This is a genomic window from Methanoregula sp. (assembly GCF_049686655.1).
Taxonomy (GTDB): domain Archaea; phylum Halobacteriota; class Methanomicrobia; order Methanomicrobiales; family Methanospirillaceae; genus Methanoregula.
The window spans coordinates 1-24,773 of sequence record NZ_JBAVIG010000019.1 but is presented as its reverse complement, the minus strand read 5'-3'; the positions used below and the strand labels follow the sequence as shown (position 1 = coordinate 24,773).

The 24,773-nt window shown below is 56.4% G+C and carries 25 protein-coding genes and 1 pseudogene; 20 read left to right on the top strand and 6 right to left on the bottom strand.

Features of this window, described 5'->3' with window-relative positions; genetic code table 11:
• Position 1 precedes the first annotated feature (1 nt).
• Entirely contained in the window at positions 2-361 is a 360-nt protein-coding gene (locus tag WBL42_RS02220; protein WP_424719631.1) for a hypothetical protein, read from the top strand.
• Positions 362-581: 220 nt separating this feature from the next.
• Here the strand turns inward: WBL42_RS02220 and WBL42_RS02215 are convergent, their stop codons facing one another.
• On the bottom strand, positions 582-1,685 hold the full coding sequence (locus WBL42_RS02215; protein WP_424719630.1) for a hypothetical protein: 1,104 nt from the start codon (positions 1,683-1,685) through the stop codon (positions 582-584).
• 303 nt (positions 1,686-1,988) lie between these two features.
• Here WBL42_RS02215 and WBL42_RS02210 point away from each other — a divergent pair, with 303 nt between their 5' ends.
• Entirely contained in the window at positions 1,989-2,561 is a 573-nt protein-coding gene (locus WBL42_RS02210) for a DUF308 domain-containing protein (RefSeq protein WP_424719629.1), read from the top strand.
• 39 nt (positions 2,562-2,600) lie between these two features.
• Positions 2,601-3,749 (top strand): NAD(P)/FAD-dependent oxidoreductase, encoded by a 1,149-nt coding sequence (locus WBL42_RS02205; protein WP_424719627.1) that lies wholly within the window; start codon positions 2,601-2,603, stop codon positions 3,747-3,749.
• Between the two features lie 9 nt (positions 3,750-3,758).
• On the opposite strand, the gene WBL42_RS02200 is transcribed toward WBL42_RS02205, so the two are convergent.
• Positions 3,759-6,050, bottom strand: a complete 2,292-nt coding sequence (locus tag WBL42_RS02200) for a PAS domain S-box protein (RefSeq protein ID WP_424719626.1) — start codon at positions 6,048-6,050, stop codon at positions 3,759-3,761.
• Between the two features lie 318 nt (positions 6,051-6,368).
• On the opposite strand from WBL42_RS02200, the gene WBL42_RS02195 reads away from it, so the two are divergent.
• From WBL42_RS02195 to WBL42_RS02185, 3 genes are all read left to right on the top strand, one after another.
• Entirely contained in the window at positions 6,369-7,532 is a 1,164-nt protein-coding gene (locus WBL42_RS02195) for a sensor histidine kinase (protein ID WP_424719625.1), read from the top strand.
• Between the two features lie 116 nt (positions 7,533-7,648).
• Positions 7,649-8,209 (top strand): ferredoxin domain-containing protein, encoded by a 561-nt coding sequence (locus WBL42_RS02190; protein ID WP_424719624.1) that lies wholly within the window; start codon positions 7,649-7,651, stop codon positions 8,207-8,209.
• 65 nt (positions 8,210-8,274) lie between these two features.
• The gene (locus tag WBL42_RS02185) at positions 8,275-9,078 is read left to right on the top strand and encodes a DODA-type extradiol aromatic ring-opening family dioxygenase (RefSeq protein WP_424719623.1); all 804 of its coding nucleotides are present in this window, start codon (positions 8,275-8,277) and stop codon (positions 9,076-9,078) included.
• Between the two features lie 83 nt (positions 9,079-9,161).
• Here the strand turns inward: WBL42_RS02185 and WBL42_RS02180 are convergent, their stop codons facing one another.
• Positions 9,162-9,404, bottom strand: coding sequence for a hypothetical protein (locus WBL42_RS02180; RefSeq protein WP_424719622.1), 243 nt, complete (start codon positions 9,402-9,404; stop codon positions 9,162-9,164).
• Between the two features lie 62 nt (positions 9,405-9,466).
• On the opposite strand from WBL42_RS02180, the gene WBL42_RS02175 reads away from it, so the two are divergent.
• The 11 genes from WBL42_RS02175 (at position 9,467) to WBL42_RS02125 (ending at position 18,006) form a co-directional block, all read left to right on the top strand.
• Entirely contained in the window at positions 9,467-10,081 is a 615-nt protein-coding gene (locus tag WBL42_RS02175) for a hypothetical protein (protein WP_424719621.1), read from the top strand.
• A complete protein-coding gene (locus WBL42_RS02170) occupies positions 10,081-10,353 on the top strand; it encodes a hypothetical protein (protein WP_424719620.1) in 273 nt (90 codons plus the stop codon). The genes WBL42_RS02175 and WBL42_RS02170 overlap by 1 nt, the downstream gene beginning before the upstream one ends.
• Complete coding sequence (locus WBL42_RS02165) at positions 10,340-12,319, top strand: type B DNA-directed DNA polymerase (RefSeq protein WP_424719619.1); 1,980 nt, start codon at positions 10,340-10,342, stop codon at positions 12,317-12,319. The genes WBL42_RS02170 and WBL42_RS02165 overlap by 14 nt, the downstream gene beginning before the upstream one ends.
• A gap of 163 nt (positions 12,320-12,482) precedes the next feature.
• Positions 12,483-13,181 (top strand): energy-coupling factor ABC transporter permease, encoded by a 699-nt coding sequence (locus WBL42_RS02160; RefSeq protein WP_424719618.1) that lies wholly within the window; start codon positions 12,483-12,485, stop codon positions 13,179-13,181.
• Positions 13,178-13,504, top strand: coding sequence for an energy-coupling factor ABC transporter substrate-binding protein (locus WBL42_RS02155; RefSeq protein WP_424719617.1), 327 nt, complete (start codon positions 13,178-13,180; stop codon positions 13,502-13,504). The genes WBL42_RS02160 and WBL42_RS02155 overlap by 4 nt, the downstream gene beginning before the upstream one ends.
• A gap of 52 nt (positions 13,505-13,556) precedes the next feature.
• Positions 13,557-14,351 (top strand): cobalt ECF transporter T component CbiQ, encoded by a 795-nt coding sequence (cbiQ, locus tag WBL42_RS02150; protein WP_424719616.1) that lies wholly within the window; start codon positions 13,557-13,559, stop codon positions 14,349-14,351.
• A 3-nt stretch (positions 14,352-14,354) separates the two neighbouring features.
• Complete coding sequence (locus WBL42_RS02145; RefSeq protein WP_424719615.1) at positions 14,355-15,542, top strand: energy-coupling factor ABC transporter ATP-binding protein; 1,188 nt, start codon at positions 14,355-14,357, stop codon at positions 15,540-15,542.
• Positions 15,543-15,704: a hypothetical protein gene (locus WBL42_RS02140; RefSeq protein WP_424719614.1), complete on the top strand. Its 162-nt coding sequence runs from the start codon at positions 15,543-15,545 to the stop codon at positions 15,702-15,704. It abuts the gene before it with no gap.
• Between the two features lie 23 nt (positions 15,705-15,727).
• A complete protein-coding gene (locus WBL42_RS02135) occupies positions 15,728-16,534 on the top strand; it encodes a cation diffusion facilitator family transporter (protein WP_424719613.1) in 807 nt (268 codons plus the stop codon).
• Between the two features lie 384 nt (positions 16,535-16,918).
• Positions 16,919-17,644: a cobalt transporter CbiM gene (gene cbiM, locus WBL42_RS02130; protein ID WP_424719612.1), complete on the top strand. Its 726-nt coding sequence runs from the start codon at positions 16,919-16,921 to the stop codon at positions 17,642-17,644.
• A 14-nt stretch (positions 17,645-17,658) separates the two neighbouring features.
• On the top strand, positions 17,659-18,006 hold the full coding sequence (locus WBL42_RS02125; protein ID WP_424719611.1) for a PDGLE domain-containing protein: 348 nt from the start codon (positions 17,659-17,661) through the stop codon (positions 18,004-18,006).
• 343 nt (positions 18,007-18,349) lie between these two features.
• Here WBL42_RS02125 and WBL42_RS02120 read toward each other — a convergent pair whose 3' ends face one another.
• Together WBL42_RS02120 and cbiQ (WBL42_RS02115) are read right to left on the bottom strand one after the other, a co-directional pair.
• Positions 18,350-19,195 carry an energy-coupling factor ABC transporter ATP-binding protein gene (locus WBL42_RS02120; RefSeq protein WP_424719610.1) on the bottom strand — a complete coding sequence of 282 codons (846 nt, stop codon included), beginning with the start codon at positions 19,193-19,195 and terminating at the stop codon, positions 18,350-18,352.
• An 18-nt stretch (positions 19,196-19,213) separates the two neighbouring features.
• Positions 19,214-20,140 carry a cobalt ECF transporter T component CbiQ gene (cbiQ, locus tag WBL42_RS02115; protein WP_424719609.1) on the bottom strand — a complete coding sequence of 309 codons (927 nt, stop codon included), beginning with the start codon at positions 20,138-20,140 and terminating at the stop codon, positions 19,214-19,216.
• Positions 20,141-20,576: 436 nt separating this feature from the next.
• On the opposite strand from cbiQ (WBL42_RS02115), the pseudogene nikR reads away from it, so the two are divergent.
• Positions 20,577-20,992: pseudogene (nikR, locus tag WBL42_RS02110) on the top strand (nickel-responsive transcriptional regulator NikR); the annotation flags it as partial.
• A 133-nt stretch (positions 20,993-21,125) separates the two neighbouring features.
• Positions 21,126-21,434, top strand: coding sequence for a hypothetical protein (locus tag WBL42_RS02105; RefSeq protein WP_424719608.1), 309 nt, complete (start codon positions 21,126-21,128; stop codon positions 21,432-21,434).
• A 404-nt stretch (positions 21,435-21,838) separates the two neighbouring features.
• Here the strand turns inward: WBL42_RS02105 and WBL42_RS02100 are convergent, their stop codons facing one another.
• On the bottom strand, positions 21,839-22,300 hold the full coding sequence (locus tag WBL42_RS02100) for a hypothetical protein (RefSeq protein WP_424719607.1): 462 nt from the start codon (positions 22,298-22,300) through the stop codon (positions 21,839-21,841).
• Positions 22,301-22,754: 454 nt separating this feature from the next.
• Here WBL42_RS02100 and WBL42_RS02095 point away from each other — a divergent pair.
• Positions 22,755-24,773, top strand: a 2,019-nt coding sequence (locus tag WBL42_RS02095) for a DNA topoisomerase subunit B (RefSeq protein WP_424719606.1), incomplete at its 3' end; no start/stop codon positions are given.

Genomic DNA, 24,773 nt, shown 5'->3' with positions numbered 1-24,773 from the left:
GGTGCATAAACGGAGGTGTATCCTGGCACTGACTCTGCGGGAGGAACACGGCCTTGCCCTTTTCCTTATCCTGGTGTTCCTGATCCCCTGCGCCTTGATCATCGTCGTATCCGTAGAATTACCCTATTCCACCGTGTCCGGTGAGCCGGTGAAAAATGCCATCAGGGTAGCAGGCGTTACCGTAACCAGTACCAAAAACGTCACCTGGAACCTGCCGGGCGCAACCGGGGGAAAGACCTGCGTGCTCTCGGACGCTGCGGGCAACAACGATCAACGCAGTCCTTCGACAGCGCTGATTCCCGTGACGCCTCCATCCGGCTGTACAATGCCAACCCGATCGGACGGGGCCGCCCGGCCGTGAGCCTGATCGTGCTCGGCAGCCAGCTGGTCTGCATCACTCCTGCCGGCAGTGAGACCATCAAAGAGATCGGGGCTGAACCCGGGAACCGCCCGGGCCTGGAATAAACGCGATCCTGTTCGGGATGGGTAATGAGGGGCCGGGATCTCCCGGCGCTCTCAAATAGCCCCCTGTCAATTTCATTTTTTCCTGTGGGTGCCTGCGGTACGACCAGCCAGCCTGATCACGTGGATTTCCGGATATACCCTTTGATCGCGGTCAGGGTCGTGGTGTCCATCATCACGGAAAAGTCAAGGTCCACTACATACACCGGGAACGCACCGAGAAGGGAGTTGCGTTTGATCTGGTAGATCCGGGATTCCAGGAGCATCGAGGTCAGTTCATACCGGTGTTCCACCTCCCCTGCCTCCCCGGGGACAGGATCCATATCTTCCCCGGCCAGGCTCTTCAGGGAGTGTTCGCGATAGTCCATCAGGCGCTCAGCCATCTCCCTGCTGCTGATGCCATGGATGTACCGGATGATGAAATACTGGCTGAGGGCAAGGACCGCAAGCGGCAGGAACACGTATGCGAGCTGGGTCAGTCCTGACTCCGACAGGAATGCGTTCAGGGTGATGCCAGGCAGGAGGATGATCGTAGTAAGGAAGACGAATACCACGATAAGAAAACCCATCATGAACAACAGCGAGATAAGCCACGGGGGAAGTTCGCGGGAGAGCCGGTCTTTCATGCGGTTGATATTGTTTGCAAACTCCGCGCTGAAGGGTTCGATCTTGGAGACCAGGTAGTAAAAGAGGATGATGACTGCTGACTGGGAGATGACAATGACGGCGGTATCCAGCCGCAGGCCGGCGGAGTACGCGATGAGGGTAAAGACGATATCCACTGAAAAGATCAGGCCGATACCAAGGGTGAGCGTCCGGCAGTTCATGAAGAACATGTTGATGAAGATCCGGGTAAACTGGCGGGTGCCGGAGGTGATGCCATTCTCCCTGAGCCAGGTATGGAACTTCGCGATCTCCGGTGTCCGGAAGTCTGCGGCGCCCGGGCTGGTTGGGACGAGGAGGGTGATGAAATAGAACATGTTAAGATAGAGACTGGCAGCAATGAAGAGTGCAAGGTAGTTACTCCAGGTAAAAAAGAACCAGAGGTTTGTGAGAATACAGCAGGCAAGGATGAACAACTGTAAACGGCGGGGCTCATTCCGTGACATCAAATCGGTCCGGCTGGCCTGAGCAGCGGCAAGTTCCCGTGCGATGATCTGGCGGAACGGGATGTCGGCGGGAAGTTTCCCCCCATCGGGAGCTATTTCCTTGTCAGCGGACAATCAACCACCTGTATCCGGATACCCAAAACGCGGGGGCCATCGTTTTTCACTATTTATACCAGTATACCGGTTTATTGCCGAACAATAAGTACACATCGTACGCATTCCCGTAATCCGGTGCATCTGAAGCAAGGATCGGAGAGTGAGCTGTACGGCAGCGCCGGGCCCGGGGTATTTCCTCCAGGCTGCAGCCGTATTTCATAAGAGAAAACAGGAACTGCTCCAGACAGTATAGATTTTGTAGTTGTACTTCCTAATGAAGTGTAACATTACCCTATATCTCGTGATCAACGGGGTGACCGTATGTTCGATACAAAAACTTCATGCCTTATACGAGGTATTATCGGGGTTGTTTTCGGGTTTTTGGCCCTGACGCTTCCTGATATAATCCGTGGGATGTTCATCGGTCTTTTCGGAGTACTGATCATCCTTGGCATTGCGCTCTTCATCTTCCTTGCCGTTACGGCAAAGGGTGACGAATCGATGTTCTGGTTTGGCCTTGCGGCAGTATTGCTGGTGGTTGGCGTGCTCTCAATTATCATTGCACCCCTTGTCGCAGTACTCTTCATTCTCATCATTGCGGGTATCGCGATCTACAACGGGTTTACCGATATCACGCTCGCCCTCGAACACCCGAAAACGAAATACGTCCTGATACCCGGCATGATCATTGCCGGGTTCCTCCTCGTTGCAGTACTGTATTACTATTTCCCGGGATTTGCAAACGATCTTTTCCTCTCCGTGGTGGGTACCTTTGCCCTGGTGTTCGGGCTCTTCTCCATCATGCTCGGATTCTACCGGTCCGATGACGATTCCGGGGCAGATGACTCACCGAAAACTGCGAATGCTTCCTGTACTTTCCCCCCGCGGAAATAATTTTTTAAGGGCCGGTTATAAGCAGGATTGCGGTGGTCCATGACCTTTGATGTGATCGTTGCCGGTGCAGGCCCTGCCGGGAGTGCTGCTGCACAGGAGTGCGCGCGGCGGGGCCTGAAAACCCTCTGTATCGAGGAACACGGGACGATCGGGTATCCCGTCCAGTGTGCCGGCCTCCTTTCCATGGCAGCATTTGCCGAGTGCAGGGTGTCCACGCGATCGATCCTGAACAGGGTATCCGGTGCCAGGGTCATATCCGCCCGGGGCAGCAGTCTCCGCATCAATGCCGGAACTGCCAAAGCCGTAGTGGTCGACCGGGGCACCCTTGACCGGGAGATGGCAGAGCAGGCTGCCGGCTCAGGGGCGGAATATCTCCTGAAAACCGCGGTCTGCGGGGTCCGGGATAACCGCGTGATAACGAGGGGTGTGAACGGGAAGGCCGAGATCCCGTTCCGGATCCTGATCGCAGCCGATGGTCCCCGGAGCACCGTGGCACGCATGCTCGGGATGGCGCGGGCCCGGGTCTTCCTCGCCGGCATCCAGGCGGATATCGTGCGCGAGAGCGATCCGGATCTCGTAGAGATTTACCCGGATGCATCCCCGGAGTTCTTTGGCTGGTCGATCCCGACCTCCCCGTCCCGGGCCCGGATCGGCCTGTGTGCCAGGACAGGTGTGCCGGAACTGTTCGACACCTTCAGGAAAACATTCCCTTCCTCTTCCCCGCACCTGGTAACGGGTACTATTCCTCTCGGGGTGATGCCACGGACCTACGGTCACCGGACCCTGGTTGTCGGGGATGCTGCGGGATTTGCAAAGCCGACATCCGGTGGCGGGGTGTACACCGGCGTCCGTTCCGCACGCCATGCGGCAGGAATTGCGGTACAGGCCTGCGAAGGGGACATATTCGACGACGCATTCCTTGCCGGCTATGAGCGGAAATGGCAGGAAGATTTCGGCAGGGAGATCGCTACCGGGTTCCGGCTCTTCTCCATGCGACAGCACATGACAGAACAGGACACCGATGACCTCATCAGGGCACTCAGCGATCCCGCGGTCATACGCACTATTGAGGAATATGGTGATATGGATCGCCCATCAGCAGTTGTAAAAAAACTCCTCACCAGGCCTGGCATCCTGCGACTGGTCCGGCCACTGCTCAGGGCAGGCATGAGGTCCCTGTTTTCCTAAATGTCTTTCCTAATCATCCTGGATGCGGACGTAGTCCGGCCCGTGCATCAGGATGTGGCACCGGTCAGTTTTGGTTTTCCGGGGAAACCGGTATGCCCCGGGCGGCACAGAGATCTCGAACCGTGCGCCCTTCTGGTATTCACCGGTCTCCTGTATCGTGATACCGGTGATAGAGAGGATCTCCTGCACAAGGAAGAGCCCAAGGCCGGTATTCTTCCCGTACCCTTTTGAGAAGATCTTCCCCTTGTCGGAGGACGGGATGCCGATACCGTCATCTTCAATCACGATGATGGCCGTGACCCCGGATTCCCGGGCAGAGATCCGGATCGTGGTCACATTACCCCCGTGCTGGACCACATTCTCCACCAGGTTATGGAACGCACGCTCGAGCAGCGGATCGGCAAAGATCACCAGCGCGCCGGTATCAGACTGGACACAGATCTTCCGGATATCGATCCGGGCACAGGCATGGAAGAAGACATCATGCACGTTCTGCCAGTCCGGGGCAGCGACACCGAGGTTCTGGTACAGCCGCGTGAACTCGATATTCTGGCTGATATTCCCGACAATGCTTTCCAGTTTTTTCATGTACATGGAATAGTCCGGTTCGGCAGGCCGGTCCTTTACCATGTCAAGGTATCCTCCCATAACGGTGAGCTTGTTCCGGATATCGTGACGGGTGATCTCTGCAAGCAGGTTGAGCTTCCTGTTTGCCAGCCGCAGCGCATCCTGTGCCATCTGGATCTCCGAGATGTCATGCAGGATCTCCATCACAAACTGCCTCCCGCCAAGATCGATGAGTGCCGCGCTGGCAAGGACGGGGATCTGCCGCCCTTCCCGGTCGATAACCACGAGGTGCTGCAACCCGGCTCCTTCAAGGATTATCTGCTGAAACGCAATACCACAGGCATCGTGGAACTCCTTCGGGTAGAGAGCGAGGTGGTTCAGGGTGACCAGCTCCGCAAGAGGTCTCTTCACCAGGGCCTGTGCTTTCTTATTCGCATCGGCGAGCATGCCGGTCCCTGCATCTACGATGAAGATCGCATCGCTTGCATGATCCATGAGGGTGCGGTTCTTCTCGTTCTCTTTGCGGAGCTCGTCTTCGGCCCGCTTGCGTTTGGTGATGTCAGTTCCTATACAGAGCAGCCCGGTATACCGGCCTTCTTCATCGTAGATCGGCTTGTTCAGCCACTGGATCCAGACCCGCTCACCCGGTTTTGTGATGTTCTCGTTCTCGTTGTGGGTATAATCTTCCGGGTGGCTGACAATTTCTTCCATCATATGGTGCAGATCGCGATCCGAATCGGACCCGGTCAGGGGGAAAATGGTCCCGGTTATCGGTTTACCGAGGATCTCATCGGGTCCGTACCCGAAAAACCGTTGCGCGAATTCATTGAAGAACGTGATCCTGCCGGATGTGTCCACTTTGAGGATGATCGTGTTGGCATTCTCGACCAGCTCGCGGTATTTGGATTCGCTCTCGCGGATCATCTGGTCTGCATGTTTCTGCTCGGTGATGTCCCTCACGGACTCGATCGCGCCGGCAATCCTGCCGTTCTTGTCATAGAGCAGCGAGGCTTTACCGAGAAAGTACCCGGTTTTTCCAAGAGGCTGCGGGGATCCTGTTTCCACGATCAGCACATCACCCTCGCGCTGGGTGATGTTATACCCGAGTTCCCGGATCGTTTCCTCCGGGGCGCGGATCAGGTCGATCAGGATCGGCCGGCGCTCCGGGTAAAATGCGAATGCATACTCATAGTTCCCTTTACCGATAATCGAGGCGGCCGGTATCCCGCTCATGATCTCGAACGCCTTGTTCCACGCAATCACTACGCCGTCCGTGTTGATCGCAAACGTGGCATCGGGGAGGAAATTGATGATATCTGCGAGGCGCTGCTCTGAGTCGCGGAGTGCGTCCAGCGCACGCCTTCTTTCGAGTGCGACAAGGATCTTATGGCGGAGTTCGGCAAACTGCGCCTTGGGAGCCCCACCTTTCTGGAGATAGAAGTCCACACCGTTGTTGATCGCTTCTATCACCACTTCCTCGCGCCCTTTGCCGGTAAAGAGGATGAAAGGGATCGCCCCGTGGACAATTCGCACCTCCTTGAGCAGTGCAATGCCGTCCATGACCGGCATCTGGTAATCCGAGATCACGGCATCAAAGGATCCGGTAGCAAGTTTCTCCAGGCCCTCGTGTGCTGACATAGCCGTGGTAACGTGAAAATCCCCACCCCGCTCGAGAAAGAGTTTGCCCAGGGATAGTAGATCAGGCTCGTCATCCACATACAGGAGCGAGAACATTACGTTTATATATCGCTTCCTTCATGAAAAAGGTTGTTTTATGGGATATTTTTATAAATTTCATATTTTAACGGCATTGCAGGCCCTTAATGCCAAAACATCCCTGATCTATCTCCATCGGGTTCCTGGAGATGGTGCGGGTTTCTTTGTTCCTCACCGGCTTTCATGGTACCCGCCAGGTTGGCGGGTTCACCGGGTCTTCCAGACATTTTTTTGGTATTTCAACGTTTTCCCCTCATTTTTCCTTTAACGAAACGTAAAATCAAAAATGTACTTATGGTTCAAAGTCCTAAGCATCCATCAGGAAGTGCAGGACGGATGCTCTCACTGGATCTGGGGAAATCGCCAAAAGAACGCGACCAGTTCATCCTCGTATCGATCCTCTGCCTGTGTGCCGGCATCCTTTCGGCAGATATCCTGATCCCGCTGGGCTTTGTCATCTGGGTCCTCTACCTTGTGCCGCTCCTGATGTCGGTCTGGCTCTCCCACCGGTATGCACCGTTTTTTGTCGCATGGCTCCTCGCGATCATGATCCTGCTGGGCGGCATGATTTCCGGATCCGCCCATGCCAGCCCGGATGATCTGCCGAACCGGGCAATCTTTATCTTGATGCTCGCGGTAATCTCGCTGCTTGTCTGGGAGATCAAGACAAATTACTCGCTCCTTGAAACGGAGATCGCAGAACGCCGGGCTGCACAGGACGGCCTGGAGATCCTGGCCCGGACACTGGAAGACAAGGTTGCCCTGAGAACCTGCGAACTCTCCGATCTGAACGACAAACTGATCCTGGACATCGCGGAGCGCAGGAAGGTCGAAGCCGCTCTTGCGCTGGCCCACCAGAAGCTCACCCTGCTCGCCCAGATCACACGGCACGATATCTCGAACCGGGTCTTTGCCCTGCTCATCGAGCTGGATCTCGCAAAAGAGATCGCCGGCAAGGGGCCGGTACAGCCCGCTCTTGCATCGATAGGGAAGACCGCGCTCACGATCCAGGACCAGATCGCCTTTGCAAAAGATTACCAGGATATCGGTGCACAGATCCCGGGCTGGCACCGGGTTGATGCGGTGATCCGGAGTGTCGGGGACCAGCTGAATACCGGGAGCGTCACGTTGACCCTCGACCTGGACCGGGTCGAGATCTTTGCCGATCCCCTTATCGGCAAAGTGTTCTACAACCTGATCGATAATGCCCTCCGTCATGGGGATACGATCACCCGCATTGCGTTCTCCTATCACATGTCCGGGCCCGATCTTGTGATCGTCTGCGAGGACAATGGGATTGGGATCTCCATATCCGACAAGCAACATATCTTCACGAAGGGGTTCGGGAAGGACTCGGGGCTTGGACTCTTCCTGATCCGGGAGATCCTCTCCATCACCGGTATCTCGATCACGGAGACGGGCAACCCGGGGAAGGGCGCCCGGTTCGAGATCACGGTTCACCCGGGAGATTTCCGGACCGGGGAAACGACAGCGTTGTAAGAACTACGGGATGCCCCGCTTTTTTGCGAGAATTATTTTCGCCCCGGTACCCGGACCTGCCTTACTATCCCCGGTGAAACCGGCCGGTTTTTTACCTGAAGGGGCAACATCCCTGCATGACAGTTGAAGCAGATGCAGTAATATCGGTCGCCGGCCTTATGGCACTCGCGGCCCGGACCGCTCCTAAGGCAGTAGGCATTGACTCGGTTAAGATCGAAGTACTGACAGGAAAAGAGCAGGAGAAACTGGCGGACGCAATGGTCACCGGGGCGAAGGAGACGGGGTTCGACTTCTTCCGGATCAACGGCGAGCAGGTACGGGTGAGCGATGCTACGCTCCTGATCGGCGTCGAAGGGCAGAAGACACTCGGGATCAACTGCGGCGGGTGCGGGCACGCCAGCTGTGCAGAAATGGCAAAAGCGGTGGTGGCAGGAAAGAATAAGGGTGCACTCTACCCCGGCCCGAATTGCGTGTTCAAGATCTCCGACCTCGGCATCGCTGTGGGATCAGCCGTCAAGACCGCAGCAATCCACAACGTCGACAACCGCATCATGTTCACGGCAGGCGAGGTTGCGATGAAACTCGGCCACCTCAAAGGATGCAGCGTGGCGTACGGGATCCCTCTCAAGGCATCAGGCAAGAACATCTATTTCGATGTCCCGATGCATGAACACTGAATCCCTGCTTTTCTGCATGCCATATGCAGCATGCAACCTTTTTTCGTGTACCGTTCACCAGATCGATGCACGATATCATGAGCAGCACCCGGTTACCCACCCTGTTCGTCTCGCACGGGGCGCCGACCCTCATCCTGGAAGACGTCCCGGCACGGGTCTTCCTGCAGTCCCTTGGCACCCGCTTTCCCGGCATGATGGGCGTCCTCTGCATCTCGGCCCACTGGAACCTCGATGTGCCCGCAGTAAATGCCGTGGAGCACCCGGAGACCATTCACGATTTCTACGGGTTCCCGCAGTCGCTCTACCGGATGAAGTATCCCGCACGCGGGAGCCCGTCACTTGCCGGCCGGGTTGCAGGGCTCCTTGACCGTGCGGGAATCACCTGCACCACGGACACTGCCCGCGGCCTCGACCACGGGACCTGGGTCCCCATGATGCTGATGTTCCCGGGTGCGGATGTCCCGGTAGTCCAGCTCTCGATCCAGCGCAACCTCGATACGGCCCGACACCTTGCTCTTGGAGAGGCGATCGCGGGACTGCGGGACGAGGGCATCCTCGTCATGGGGAGCGGCGGGGCGGTCCACCCGCTCGGCGACCCGATTGCCTCGCTTGGCGAGGGGGCATCCACGGAGGCGTGGGCGGAAGAGTTCAATGACTGGCTGGCGGACGCGGTCATCCACGGGGATCGTGACAGCCTGATCGGGTACCGGGAACTCGCCCCCCACGCCCTTCGGGCACATCCTTACCCCGACCATTTTATGCCCATCCTCGCCGCACTGGGTGCTGCGGGGCCGGGCGCCCGGGGGACCGTGATCCACCACAGCTGGAACCTCGGCGATCTCGGTATGGATGCGTACACGTTCGACTAAAAAATGATGGGTACCGTGGATCGCCGGGGCTGAACACCTGAAAGATCCAAAACAGCAAGAATGGGGGAATAACCCGGAACGATTCAGTCAGCAGATCCGGCAAGGGCGGTGCGGATCTGGTCCTTGACCGGCACCGGGAGGTCCAGGCCGTCAAGTGCCTTCCCGAGGAGGAGCCTGCCCATCTTCTTCCCTTCGGGCGTGGCAAGATAACTGTCGATAGTCTTCTGTCCTTCAGGGGATGCAAGGAATTTCCGTATCGTTTCCTGTCCTTTCGGAGATGTCGCGTACCCTGCAATCATGCCCTGCATGCAGTCAAGCTGTACCATGAGTGGAGCTCCTTTCCCAGCTTGTGGAGCGGAATGCCAGATAAAGGCTCGTACCTGTATGCATGCCGTTCCACGGGGCACCTGAGGGCACCATACTTTCACCCTCCTCAGGCTCGCTGTTTATCTGCCCGGCCAGTTCAGTGATCGGTGCCATGCTGATCGAACTCCGCAGGGGCATCACCCTGCACCCGGCAACATTCACTGCGGTCATTGCACCGGAGGCGGTTATCCTTGCCGCACTCAACGGGAACCCCGACCTCCGCCGGTTTCTCTTCCTCTTCATCTGCGGCAACTACTCCCGGCTCATCTCCCGCATCAGCCGGGACGCAGCGAACTTCGAAGTCCGGCGACCGTTCACCGCGGACCAGCTCCTGACGGTCCTGAACGAGGCGGGGCATACCATTGTCTTTGTAGAGCACGATCCCACCCTCTTCGAGGGGGCAGGCCACCTGCTCGATCCCCTCTCCGTGGCACTGAAGCAGGCAGGGCACGAGTCGCTCGTAATCCTCTATACTCCGGCCATGGACCGGAGTTTTTCTGCTCTGGCCCGGCAGGCAGACCGGCTGATCGAACTGCTGCCCGCGCAGGAACCTGAGCGCCGGCAGCCGTACCAGGGGGCGAGGTCCGGCCGTGGCGGTGCCATGCCAAAGGCGCAGCAGACGCTGGAGGTCTCCTGATGGGCCGGAGTTTTTCCAGCGTCCGCCAGGAACTCAAAAGTGTGGCGGAACGCTGGGAGAGGACTGCGCGACATACCGAAGGAACCGCCCATTCTGCCGGGGAGAGGCTGGCCGGGATGGTAAAGCAGCACTCATCCGAGACGTTCTTCGGCTGCAACGGCCCTGCCGAGGCAGCACTTTTCTCAGTACTGGTGGAAATGCACCGGTGGCGGGATAACGACGAGGCCTCGGGAGAAGGGGTGGCCGGGGGAGATAGCGATGTGGATCCTTGACTCTGCGTTCCGCAGCGGTGTGAACCTCTGGTGCAAAGGTGAGGGAGGGACAGGAACCGTTACAAGGGTACACCATGATTACGATCCCCCGTTCTTCCTCCACCTGCCCGACCCGGACCGGCACCACGAGATGATCGCGGCGCTGGAGGAACAGTACCGGGCAGAGGCGTGCACGTTCCGGACGCTCTTTGGGCCTCTTGAGGGCTGGGTAGTATATGCAGACCGGGCCACGGCCGAAACGATCGAGCGGCAGGTGAACTTCGAGGCGCAGTTCTACAACGTGGATGTGCGCCGGGACCAGCGTTTCCTTGCCGAACGCGGGCTTGTTCCCTGCGGGGAGATCCTTGCCTCCCGGTTCTCCCCGTCAGTCCCGCACGATCTCTGCGTGATGGAGATCCGCATCCGGGACAACCCCGCCCGGGCATCATCCTGCACGAATGTGGAGGTGATCCACGAACGGACCGGGCGGGCAGAGCGGCTGCACGGGGAGGGACGGACAGTCCTTACCGATCTCCTTACCCTCGCGGATGCCTGTAATCCCGATGTGGTCCTCATGTCCCATGCGGACCTCTGGATGCAGAAACTGGTGGCGTGGGCGGAACGTTCCGGCCTCGCCCCGCCATTCACCCGGACCGGGAAGTACCGGACCATGGGGTCGCGGTCCTACTGGAGTTACGGCAGGATGGAGCACAAGGCAGCAGCGCTCATTCCCGACGGGAGAGTAATAATCGACACCGATCAGTCGTTCGTGTACCTCGAGGGGGGACTTTCAGGCGTCCTGATGGCAGCCCGTCTCTCCGGCCTATCGCCGAACCTCGCCTCACGGTTCACGCCGGGTACGCTCATTAGCAGTTACGAGACCTACGAGGCGGTGCGGCGGGGAATCGCGGTGCCGTTCCGGAAGAACGATGTGGAGTCTGTACGGAAGTGCACCGCACTCCAGGCCGCGGACCGGGGCGGGATGATGTTCCAGCCGGTGCCGGGCATTTACCCGGACGTGGACGAGATCGACTTCACATCCATGTACCCCTCGATCATCGTGCAGGCGAACCTCTCGCCCGAGACCCTTCACGACACGGGGCGCCCGGGGTTCCTGCCCGGGGTGCTCGAACCGCTCGTAACCCTGCGGCAGGAGACGAAACAGCTGAAAAAGAGCGAGCCGAAGTACGAGGGGATCGATTCGATCTTGAAGTGGATGCTTGTAACCTGTTTCGGGTATACGGGCTACAAGAACGCGAAGTTCGGGCAGATCGAGGTCCACGAGAAGATCACCGGCCGGTCGAGGGAGATCCTGATGCAGACCAAGGAGATCGCCGAGTCGATGGGGTTTACGGTGCTGCACGGGATCGTGGACTGCCTCTGGGTGCAGGGTCCCGGGATCGAAGCGCTCCGGGAGCGGGTGGACCGGGAGATCCAGCTTTTTACGGAGGTCGAGCACTTCGACTGGCTCGTCTTCCTCCCCCAGAACAACGGGACCGGCGCCTACAACCGGTATTACGGTAGGCTCTCCGATGGCAGCATGAAGATCCGGGGCATTGCCGCCCGCCGTCACGATACCCCGGCGTATATCCGCACCATGCAGCGCAGGATGCTGGACGCGATGGCCGGCGCCCGCACAGTTGCTGAACTTCATCAGCACCGGAACGAGGTCAGGGTCATCTTCCGTGACGCTGCAGAGCGGCTGCCTTCCGCAGACCCGCAGGACCTCCTCATCAGCCGCAGGATCAGCAGGCTCACGTATGCCCACCGCTGCATCGAGGGGGCGGCCGTGGAGGCGTACCGCGGGGGCGGGGTGCCGGTAGAACCGGGCATGAAGATCCGGTACGTGGTGAGGGATGCCCGGAGGTACATGGTGGATACGGAGTGGGAGGCGGGGACGTTTGACGTGCCGTACTACCGGGGGCTCCTGGAGAAGGCGTGGGGGGAGGTGGAGTATGCGTTCACCTGCGGGAAGTCGGGGGCGTGAGGGGCGGACGGGACCGGTGAAGCGTGCGGATCTGACAAGTGGCGGGGATCACTTCCGCACCCTGCAGGTTGATCTCCCTGATTGAACGGGCATTTAAAAGGCTCGTGTACACGTTAAGCAAATTTTATTTAGTTAGTGCAAGTAAAATTGATCCTGTATTACTATGCATATTATGGAAGGATATCTGCCCTGGCAGTGGTGCGTCTTCTGGTACCTTGTATCAGCGCCGTTCATCATATACGGGATTTACCTCTTGAATAAACAGGTGAAGGAACACCGTGAAACACTCTCACTGCTTGCTGTGTCAGGGGCTTTCATCTTCCTTCTCTCCTCACTGAAGATGCCGTCGCCTGTTGTGGGAAGTTGTTCCCATCCCACGGGGACCGGGTTATCGACTGTGCTGTTCGGCCCGTTCATTACCTGTGTCCTCAGCGCCATCGTGCTTGTATTCCAAGCGCTGTTCATGGCCCACGGGGGTATTACCACGCTTGGTGCCAATGATTTCTCGATGGGAATTGCGGGACCGCTCCTCGGGTATGCGGTGTACCGGGTAGCAAAGGCAGTGAACCTGAACATATTTGTCAATATCTTCCTCGTCGCATTTGTCGCGGATCTCTTTACCTATGTTATCACGGCAATCGAGCTCGCAGCGGCATTCCCGGCAACGCACGGGGGTTTCCTGATCTCCTTTGAAACCTTCTTTGCAATCTATGCGGTTACGCAGGTTCCTCTTGCGATCGTTGAAGGCCTCCTTATCGCGCTCGTGTTCAAATATATCGTCCAGAGCCGGGGCGACATTCTCGTCAAACTTAAAGTTCTTACTACGGAGCAGGTCACAAAAATCATGGAGAGTTTCGCATGAATTTCAGGACGCTCATGAAGTACAAACTTGAGATCCTCTTTGCGGTCTTCATCGTCATCTTTGCAGCGGTCTTCCTCATAAATAATGCCCATATCCAGGCAACAGCCAAGCCCGGGCAGGAGACCTGGCAGGGATCGGACGACCAGGGAAGCGATGCAATATTAGCTACAGGATACACCCCCTGGATACAGCCGATCTGGACGCCGCCAAGCACTGAAGTCGAGTCCCTGCTCTTCAGCATCCAGTCAGGCCTTGGGGCGTTCGTGATCGGATACTTCTTTGGATTTTACCGGGGTAAACGCGATAGTGTAAACCCTGCATAATCCCCCTCTTTAATTTACTGACGTCAGAAACGTCCGATGACAGGAATTCCCTATGACGTTTATGGAAGAGAACCTGGATTACTATGCCCAGTCAAATGCCTTACGGGACGTAAACTGCTATCTCAAACTCGTCCTGGGAATGGGAGCCATATTCATCTGTGTTGCCTCGCCGGCCCCGCTGGCCCCGCTGTTTATCCTCCTTACTCTTTCTGCAATCACCCTGGTATTTGCAAAAATACCGGTACGGGTCTATGTGGAACTCCTTCATATTCCCGTACTATTTGCATTCTCCTCCGTGATCGTTATCCTGTTTTTAAACGGGGGTGGCGATACTATCCTTACGTTTACGGTCGCGAACGTCCCGCTGACCATCACGACAGGCTCCGCGAACCTCGCATCCCTTGTACTTGTCCGGACATTCGGCGGGATGTGCGGGCTCTTCTTCATTGCCCTGACAACGCCCATGACCGAGATCTTTTCTGTGATGCACAAACTGCGGGTCCCCCCTGTCGTGGTCGATCTCTCCATGCTGATCTACCATTTTATCTTCGTCTTTATCGCCCAGACAATTGCAATCCATAACGCACAGACCATCCGCCAGGGATATACCTCATTCAAACGCTCTCTCAATTCCATGGCGATGCTCGGGGCAATGCTCTTCATCCGGGGATGGAAGGAAGCCGAAGACCTGATCATAGCAATGGACTCGCGGTGCTATGACGGTAAACTGGAGTTGCCGGGGCAGCAGAACCCCCCGAAACCGGTTGCGATTATGTCCGTTGCCGTATATCTGGGTCTCTGCATTACTGTTGCCGTTATGACCAGCACGATAGTGCCTTTCAGGTGAACCATGACAAACCTGCTCGAATTTGACAATATTCATTATGCCTACCCGAACTGCCGGGAATCACTTTCCGGGGTAACATTCTCGATAAAAAAAGGAGCCAAGGTTGCACTGGTCGGCCCCAATGGCGCCGGGAAAACGACCCTGCTCCTGATGTTCAACGGGGTACTCGAACCCTCGAAGGGCCGGGTTTTATTCAACGGTGAACCGCTCCAGTACAATAGCCGCTCGCTGCGCGAAGTGCGCAAGAAGGTCGGGCTGGTATTCCAGAACTCAGATACCCAGCTCTTCGCACCCACGGTATACCAGGACGTGGCGTTTGGTCCCCTGAACCTCGGCATGACGCCGGACGAGATCAGGGCCACGGTCACGCGATCCCTTGCCGCCGTAGGTCTTTCCGGGTACGAGAAACGGCCCCCTCACCAGTTGAGCGGCGGCGAGAAGAAACGGGCTGCAATTGCCGGGACCCTTGCGATGGAACCGGAAGTTCTCGTCTTTGACGAACCCACGAGCTCGCTCGACCCGGCCGGCGCTGCCGACCTCATGGAACTGCTCGATGAACTTAATTCCCAGGGAAAAACGATCATCATCTCGACCCATGACGTGGAGCTCGCGTACCTCTGGGCGGACCAGGTCATCCTTGTGAACAAAGGGACGGTGATTCATGCGGGTACTCCCGAGGAAGTCTTTACGGATCCCGCTCTCATCACGTCCTCGAATCTCCGGATGCCTGCGGTGCTCGAAGTCTATACGGAGCTTGTTTCGCGGCAGATGATCGGGAAGACCGGGTCGCCAAAATCTGTCCTCCAGCTCGTCAGTTCGCTCGAACAGATCTCCAGTAAACCGAAAATTGACAGGGCCCCTGGAACCATCACGGTCTGCAATGTGGATGCAACCGGTGTTGAAGACATCAAGGTGTGGGTGACCCACAATCCCGGGCACAAGCGTGGGGCAATGGGGGCACGGGCGAAGAATATTGCCGTGCGGGAATCGATATCGCTTGATTTCTCGTATGGCGTGATAGACAAAGGCATCCTCCGGGCGCTTGTCGGGGAATCCTCGCTGCTCCTGACGCCGGCATCGATGGTGCCGCACGTGTTCCGGCGGGTTGAGACGTACTGCCGGGAGAGCGGTAACACCATCTGCGTACTTCCCATGGAGAATGCGAGAACTGCACCGAAAACCGGTGAATAAATGAAGAGGAAAAATGGAATGATCATGAGAGTGACCGTGATGAACGCGATGCACATCATAACCACGGCCATCCCCATACGCACGGCATTGTTGATCCTTCCATCCTCGCCACAGAACGGGGTATCCGGGCAGTCAGGTGGTCGTTTGCCGGCCTGTTCGTAACCGCACTGTTCCAGATAATCATCGTGTATTATTCCGGCAGCACTGCACTGCTCGCCGACACTATCCACAATTTCGGCGACGCACTCACCGCGATCCCGCTCCTGTTCGCATTCCTGCTGGCCCGGTGGAAACCAACGAAACGGTTCACCTACGGGTATGGCCGTGTCGAGGATCTTGCAGGAGTATTCGTGGTCTTCATGGTCCTGATCTCGGCGGTTGTTGCCGGGTATGTTTCCATAGACCGGCTCTTCCACCCGCAGCAGGTAACATTTCTCTGGGCAGTAGCTGCAGCAGCACTGGCCGGATTTATTGGGAACGAGGCCGTGGCACAGCTCCGCATCCGGGAAGGAACCGAGATAGGCAGTGCTGCCCTCGTTGCTGATGGTTATCATGCACGAACAGACGGGCTGGCGAGCCTCGCGGTCCTGATCGGTGCAGCTGGTGTTTACGTTGGATTCCCGCTTGCCGATCCGATTATCGGGCTCATCATCACGATTGCGATCTTCTGGATCGTCTGGGACTCGGTAAAGACTATTTTTACCCGGCTCCTCGATGGGGTTGATCCGGTGATCACGGACGAGATTCGCTATACTGCCGATCACGTTGAAGGTGTCGCAGAGATTACCGATGTCAAAGTCCGTTGGTTGGGACACCGGCTTCATGCGGAGGTCAATATCACGGTCGACTCAACACTTTCCGTTGAGAAAGGCCACGCGATTGCAAAAAGAGTTCCGGCACGAACTCCTTCACCATCTCCGGTATCTTTCGGATGCCACCATTCATGTCGATCCGGTGACGGCTTCGGGATCCGATTACCATCATATTGCTGAGCATAATCACGACGGGCTGCCTGTGCATTCGCACTGAACAGATCATCGCGGATTCCCCATGAGGAGGGGATGAGGGGAACCCCCTCCCCCGGGAGATGGGGATCAATGCGTTTTTAAAAGAACACGATAAGGGGGGACGTTGCCCCTCCAAATGTTGATTTATAAGGCCGGGAAAATGTGCAGCCTTTTACATACCAGCGGACCCCGGGTGATTTGATACGAACACAGTTTGCCGTAGAGAATCCGTTTATACTCACAAAAAATACGGTATATTCATTGTTACATTTTGAAAATTAATCAAACGTGATAATTAAAACACAACATTCTTAACATCTCAAGTGTTACTAAAAATTATATTAGTATTACTGAGGAGACAGAGAGACCATGCACATTCCTGATGGTTATTTAGGCCCGATCACGTTTGTAATTATGTACCTGATTATGATCCCGATCTGGCTGTACGCCGGATACTGGGTACAGAAATCGCTCCGGACCCGGCAGGTGCCATACTTGGCGCTGGCCGCTGCGTTCTCGTTTGTCATCATGATGTTCAATGTCCCCGTTCCCGGTGGCAGCTCGGGACATGCGGTCGGCAGTGCGCTGGTCGCGATCATCCTTGGCCCCTGGGCAGCGGTTGTAACCACGTCCGTCGCACTCCTCATCCAGTGTCTCATTTTCGGAGACGGAGGAGTTACGGCGTTCGGCGCGAACTGTTTCAACATGGGCACGGTCATCCCGTTCGTGGGATACTACACCTATAAACTCCTCAGCGGGAACTCGCCGATTGCCTCGAATCTGAGGATCGCTGCCGCTGCGATTGGCGGATATGCCGGGTTAAGCGTTGCTGCCGGTGTCGCCGGGTTTGAGATGGGTATCCAGCCGATCCTCGAACATACGGCCGCCGGCGTTCCCCTTTATATGCCGTATGGGCTCAATGTTACCGTGCCGGCAATGCTGATCGATCATATGGGTTTCTTCAGCTGGGTAGAATTGATCATTACCGGCCTGGCATTTGCGTACATTGCGCGGAACAATCCTGAGATCATCTTTGATTACAAATCCGGGAATGATAAGAAACCGGATGCCGGCCAGGGGGCAGCCCCGGCATGAGGGTGGTGAATACCATGGATATAATGGACACCTTCAACAGTCTGGACAGGACATTTAAAGTGCTCGTTATTGCACTGATTGTACTTGTCCTCTTAGTGCCTGTCGGATTAATCGCAACCGGAACTGCGTACGGGGAATGGGGACCCAATGAACTCCAGCAAGCTGTAGGGTATGTGCCAGCCGGGCTCCAGCACCTATCCGGCCTCTGGACTCCGGCCCTGCCCGATTATGATTTCCCGGGCGGACATGATACCCTCCCGAGCCAGACCCCGGGATATTATGCATCAGCGATCATTGGCGTTCTCATCTGCGGCGGTGTGGGGTACCTGGTGGCAAAGGCCATCATCAAGAGGACCGACTGAACCCAGAAGGACCCTCTCCTTTTTTTCACACCCGGCGCAACAGGATACATCCCAGACCGGGATACGGATCTGGTATGGATGGTGAGACCGGTTTGCAGAGATTGTTATCAGATATCAGTGAACCCTGTGATCAAAATGATTGCCATGTCAACGAAAAAACCGTCCGCAGTCTGGCGAACCATAACTATCCCATCCCATATCCGGTTGATTACCCGGTGGATACATGAGAACCAGAGCCTGGTATATAGTGCTATTATCGGGTTCTGTCTCTCAGTGACCGTCCTCTATAAAATCATACACGGGTAAGGATCATGAAAATCGTGATCCCCATGGGGGTAGTGAACTATTCAATTGCCGGAGATCCGTGCACATGCTCATGCTCTCGGGTGTGGGCATGCAGGTGCTCGTGGACAAGTTTGCCGTGACGGTGCGTGTGACGGTGGATGAGGTTGGCAGACATCAGCAGCTCCCGGTTGCCCATGACGCTTGCGCAGTCTGAATCCGCTTTTATCGTGTGATCTTCCCCGACCACGATGGCGCGGGTACTGATCTGTTCGACGATATCGAGGTCATGCGTGGCCGTAATGATGGTCTTACCATGCTTCGCAAGCTCCTGGATGAGCTCAATCAGCCAGATCTGGCTGCGCGGGTCAAGGCCCCCGGTGGGTTCGTCAAGGAGCAGGACATCGGGATTTGTCGAGAGGATCGATGCGATACAGACCTTCTTTTTCTCGCCGCCGCTTAACATGTGGGGTGCCCGGTCCCTCAGGTTTTCGATTCCCAGCATTGCGATAACCTCTTCCGTACGCTTCTGCACTTCGTCGGGAGGTATGTCAAGCTGGAGCGGACCGAAGGCAATCTCGTCAAAGACCGTTGAAGAGAACAGCTGGATGTCCGGGTTCTGGAACAGGAAACCCACTTTTTTCCGGAAGAACCGGTGATATTCGTTGTCTTCGAGCGTATCGAATACCTCTTCTTTTACCGGGATGCCAAATGCAGAAAACTCTCCCGAAGTCGGATACGTCAGTGCATTGAGTATCGAAAGGAGTGTGGATTTGCCGCTCCCGTTGGCCCCGAGGATAGCGGTCTGTTCTCCGGCACGGAATGACAGGGTCACCCCCCTGAGCGCTTCGAACCGTCTCAGGTACGTATAGGATACATCGCGCAGATCAAATATTGGTTCCATCATGTGCCTCGCCGGTCCTCGTTAAACCCGTATAAGATTCTGGGACGCAAGCATCAGGAATATACTAAGCGCAATCACGCTCACGCACGCCACGTAATCGCGCCGGTGAATGGAATACCGGTGCATGATCCTGATATCGCCGTTGAATCCCCGCGAGACCATGGCCCCGTGCACCTTCTCGCTCATGCTGAGTGCTTTTATGAGGGTATAGCCGACGCGTCCGCCTACCCATTTCTGTTCCTCGATTAAAGGGAGGGCTTTGAGGGCCCGGCTTTTTTTCGCCGTGTAAAAATCCCTGACTATTTCGGTGAAGAGGAAAATATACCGGTAGCACATGTCCATCGTAAGGACATAGACCTTGGGCACTTTGAGCGACCGGAGGGATTTGAAGAGCAGGTCCCGGGGTGTCGTGAGGAACAGGAGGACTGCTGCTGATACGCAGGTAGCCACTCTCAGCACGAACGTAAGTGCAAGCATCGTTCCCTGCACGGTGATGGTAATAACAGGCGGCAGTGCAAACGGGCCAAGGTGCGCGCCCGGGCCGAGCCTTGCAAGGGTTACCAGCGCATCGCCGGGCATAAAGACGTTGAAGAGGATCGGGATCATGATGATCCCCGCAAAGATCGGGATGAACACCCAGACGCGCTTGAGAAAGAAGCCAAGTTCTATCCTGCTTGCCCAGGCAGAGACAAGCGTCAGTACGTAGACGATTGCGAGAAGACGGATATCGCGTGTCATCGCTACGGCAAAGATGAGAAATACCATCGAAATCAGTTTTACGCGGGGGTCGAGGCTCTGCAGCAGACCATCGCGTTTTGCCATACTGTCATTTACCAGGCATTCTTCAAAGAATGTGAAGATATCGGAGATTGTTTTCTGGACGAAATTTTTCCGTTTCCCAGCACTGACCGTACAACAGGGGCAGGGGCCGATTTCGATCTCCTTCATCCATTCAGGCAGCATAAAGGTTCCACGATGTTTCCCACCGGACAAAAACAACGAATGGGATCCCGGTGAACAATAAGCACCGGGGGTTATTACTATTGTAATCTCTAGTAGCACGAGTGATGATAAATATGTTTTCTTTGGTGATCTAGTCTGACATATTTTCGGGTTTGGATGAAATTAAACGTACAAATATATACGGAATGATGAAAAAAACCACCATTCTCTGTCTTCGCACCCTGCATGACGGCAGGCAAAAGGATCACACCGGTGCTCCTTTTATTCCGTTCACTTTACTCCTGATATTCAGTAGCCTGGTAGTATATACCAAGGAATTCCGGTAAAACCTGCCGATACCGAGTTCATGGAAATCTCTGCTGCCTCGTTCTCTAAAACCTTAAAAACCTATCAGCCATGATATTCTCATCCTGATGTTACCTTGGCCATGGATGACGACCTCTCCCGGATTGGCATTTCGCTGCCGGAACACCTGCCCGACCGGTTCGATGAAATCCTGAACTACCGGGGGTACTCTTCACGATCGGAAGGCATACGCGATGCGATTCGCACGTACATTACGTATTATAAATGGATGTCGGACGTCAAGGGTGAGCGTGAAGGTGTTATCACCACGGTCTATGATCACGATCAGCGGAACCTCCTCACCACGATCGCCGATATCGAGCACGAGTACAATACCATCATCAAGGCGTCCCTCCATTCACATATGACCTAGGACCGGTGTCTCGAAGTGATCCTTGTTCATAGAGATGGCTCACAGCTAAGGCGCTGGCGGAGCGCCTGATGGCACAGGAAGGGGTCGGGTCAGTAGAACTGACAACGTTACGCTTGAAGATTGACGGGAATCTCCCTTTCCCTGATCTTTGTCGTCGCTGTCCCGGTGAGCGTCTGGCTGACCGCAGTCCGCCGGTTCTGGACCGGTTCCTCCACCCGAACCTTTTTGTGATCCTGTCGCCATCATCTCCCCATGGAACACCCGTTCGGCCATGGATTTGTCACCAGCATCACGCTGATCGCCATGCATTTTGCCCTGCCACCGGAACAGGCCTGGCATGGCGCCGGCGACCATGTCGCAGGACTGGTACTGCCGGAGAAATTCCGGGGAACGGAAGTCGAAGAACTCACGACCATGCTCCGGAAGAAGGTGATCTGGCACCAGCCGGGTTCCATGGACAGGGAAGATGCCCGCGAGGTACTTGTCACCCTGCAGCGGCTCATCGTAGCGATCGATCAAGGGCTGGGAATTGCAGATGCGAATCTCGGCGAGTTCGGGTGAAGAATCACGGGTTATTTCTCCCTCATCTGTGATTCGTCGAAACCCGGGTGGCTCTCAGGTCTCCCCTGATACCGATAAAAAATATGAATCAAACGCCAGGAACGCCCCTCGTATTCAATCCTGATACCTGATAACGATCCTGTTTGCCAAGGGTATTAGGTCCGGTTAGCGCACTTTTGGCTTTCGTCGTGGACCTTCCAAATAGGGGCAGGAATGGGCATTTTCTGGAGTGGAAAGCAGGGTAATTTAGTGAATTCGGCAGTTTTTCGGGTTCCCGAAACCGGTAGTGTCTTTTTAAAACGACCGTAAACACCTCCGTTTTCAAAATGGAGCCCAATTTAAAGATGGGGATCCCGGCAGGGAGAGGCGTTCCCCTGAGTCATGTTCTCCGACGGAAGGACCGGCTACGGGGTATCCATCGGGAGAGGATCCCCTGGAGAATTACCCGGACTGGCAGGTACGATCCCCTGCCGGGCAACAGGTGCTTCTGCCACTCCGGGTTTCGGCACCGGTGATTTCTCCGCCAGCGGCTGCCCGTCCCGCCCGAGCTCCACGAGGCCGGTATCGCAGACCCGGAAGAACCGGAACGCATACCCGGACGAACAGAACCAGAGCTCCCGGGAGATCTCGCGCGATGACGGGAAGAGCCGGAGGCCGGCGATCTCATCCGCTGCCTCGCGCTCCAGCCAGCGGATCGTGCAGCGAAGGTACCGCATCCGTTTGATCTTCACCGGTGCAAAAATTTCCGGGGTCGTGATGGTGAAGTCGGCATTCATCCCGGCCCCGCGCTCGTAGTACTGTACGTCGCCGCGCTGCCGGGCGATCGGGTCTGCCTTCTCCAGTGCCTTGAGCGGGTGGCGGCTCATGAGGTGGCTCCGGAAAATTTTCCTGAGGGATTTTTTATTTTTTGTATGGTATCATCTCATGAAGGTATTTTTACGAGAACCGGCTGTAGTTATTTTGAAGGGGGCCGGTCCAGATGTTTCCGGAATTATTTTTCGTAAAATTATATACGCTTTGTAGTAGGGGTCGATGTATGTTGGAGAGTGACCTTTCTGAATGAAAATCATGGATCTTTGCCTGCGGGTCCGGGCACTTCACCGTTCGAGCCGGTGCACCCACAGCAAAGCCCCCGACCCTGAACAGGTTATCATAGGAATTCCGGAAATATTAGGTATTGCGACAAAATGTTCCCGTCGGTACGCAGAAATTATAATTTCCCCCCAATCTAAACGACCGCAATCGTTTATACGCCAACCAACCAATAATTGTTGTGATTTCCGTACAGGTTTTTTTCGTTTTTTCGCGGGGTGATTCCGCGTGACCGAGACGTACGATGCATCCCATATCACGGTGCTCGAAGGCCTCGCCCCGGTCCGTGAGCGCCCAGCGATGTACATCGGCAGCACCGATACCCGCGGCCTGCACCACCTGGTCTACGAAGTCGTCGACAACTCAATCGACGAAGCGCTCGCCGGGTTCTGCACCCGGATCGCCGTCGTCATCAACAAGGACGGGTCGCTCATGGTCGAGGATAACGGCCGGGGGATCCCCGTCGACGTGATGGAGAAGAACCACAAGAGTGCGCTCGAAGTCGTCCTGACCGTCCTCCACGCCGGCGGCAAATTCGACAAGGAGACCTACCAGGTCTCGGGCGGTCTCCACGGTGTCGGTGTCTCGGTGGTGAATGCCCTCTCGAACTGGCTCTCGGCCCGGGTCTACCGGGACGGGAATATCTACGAGATGCGGTTCTCGAAAGGCAAGCCCACCTCATCGCTCACGACCCGTGAGGAGAGCCTCGCCGAGCTCCTCGCCCGGTACCAGCAATGGTATGGCGAACCGGCCCCCTTCGGCCGGGCCCCGGCATTGGCAGCCCCTGCACCCGATAATATCACTGGCCGAGTTCCCGTCCCGCCCTTAGGTGCCATTACCGGCCAGATCGATCTCACTACTGCAACCCACTATCCGACCGGAAACGAGCAGGAAGACCGGGCATCGCTCCTTGCGACGCTCGGGAACAAGCTCACCGGCACCCGGATACATTTCGTCCCTGACGCGACCATCTTCGAGACGACGACGTTCGACTACGATACCCTCTCCCACCGGCTCCGTGAACTCGCGTTCCTGAACGCCGGCCTCACGATAACCATCACCGATGAACGCACGGTCGATTCCGTCACGCTTGCGGCCACGGTCGCCACCTATTGTTATGCCGGCGGGCTTTCCGAGTTTGTGAAGTACCTCAACGAAGGCATCGAGGTCATCCACCCAAACCCCATCTATATCACGAAAAAAGACGCTGAGAACAAGCTCGAACTCGAGGTCGCGCTGCAGTACACGACCCAGTACGACGAGAAACTCTACACGTACGTTAACTCGGTCAACACCCGCGAAGGCGGCACGCACCTCGAAGGCTTCCGGAGCGCGATCACCCGGGGCATCAACGTCGTTGCGAAGCGGAACGGCCTCATCAAGGAGAACGCCCAGGTTACCCTCCGGGGCGAAGATGTCAGGGAGGGCCTGACTTCAGTCGTCTCGGTCAAGATGGCCAACCCCCAGTTCGAGGGCCAGACCAAGATGCGGCTCGGGAACAGCGCCGTCAAGGGGATTGTCGATTCTCTCGTGTACGCGGCGCTCACCGAGTACTTTGACGAGAACCCGGGCGTCCTCAAGATCATCGTCGAGAAAGCGCTCTCGGCCGCAAAGGCCCGCGAGGCCGCACGGAACGCCCGGGAGCTGGCCCGGCGCAAGAGCTCGCTCGAATCTGCCGGCCTGCCCGGGAAGCTCTCGGACTGCTCCGAGCGCGACCCGAAAAAGAGCGAGATCTATATCGTTGAAGGTGATTCTGCCGGCGGCAGCGCCAAGCAGGGCCGGGACCGGAAATTCCAGGCAATCCTTCCCCTCAGGGGAAAGATCCTCAACGTCGAAAAAGCAGGCGAACACCAGATCCTCAAGAACGCTGAGATCCAGACGCTGATCAACGCCATCGGCACCGGCATTCTCGACAAATTCGACCCCGAGCGAGCCCGCTACCACCACATCATCATCATGACGGATGCCGATGTCGATGGTGCGCACATCCGGACCCTCCTCCTCACGTTCTTCTACCGGTACATGAAGAAACTCATCGAGCTCGGGTACGTGTATATCGCCCAGCCACCTCTCTTCCGCGTATCAAAAGGGAAAGATGAGAAGTACGTGTACAAAGAGGCCGAGATGCAGAAGGTCTCCGCCGCTATGGGTGATAAGGGAGTCTCCATCCAGCGGTACAAGGGTCTCGGCGAGATGAATGCCCAGCAGCTCTGGGACACGACCATGGACCCCGAGAACCGGATCTTC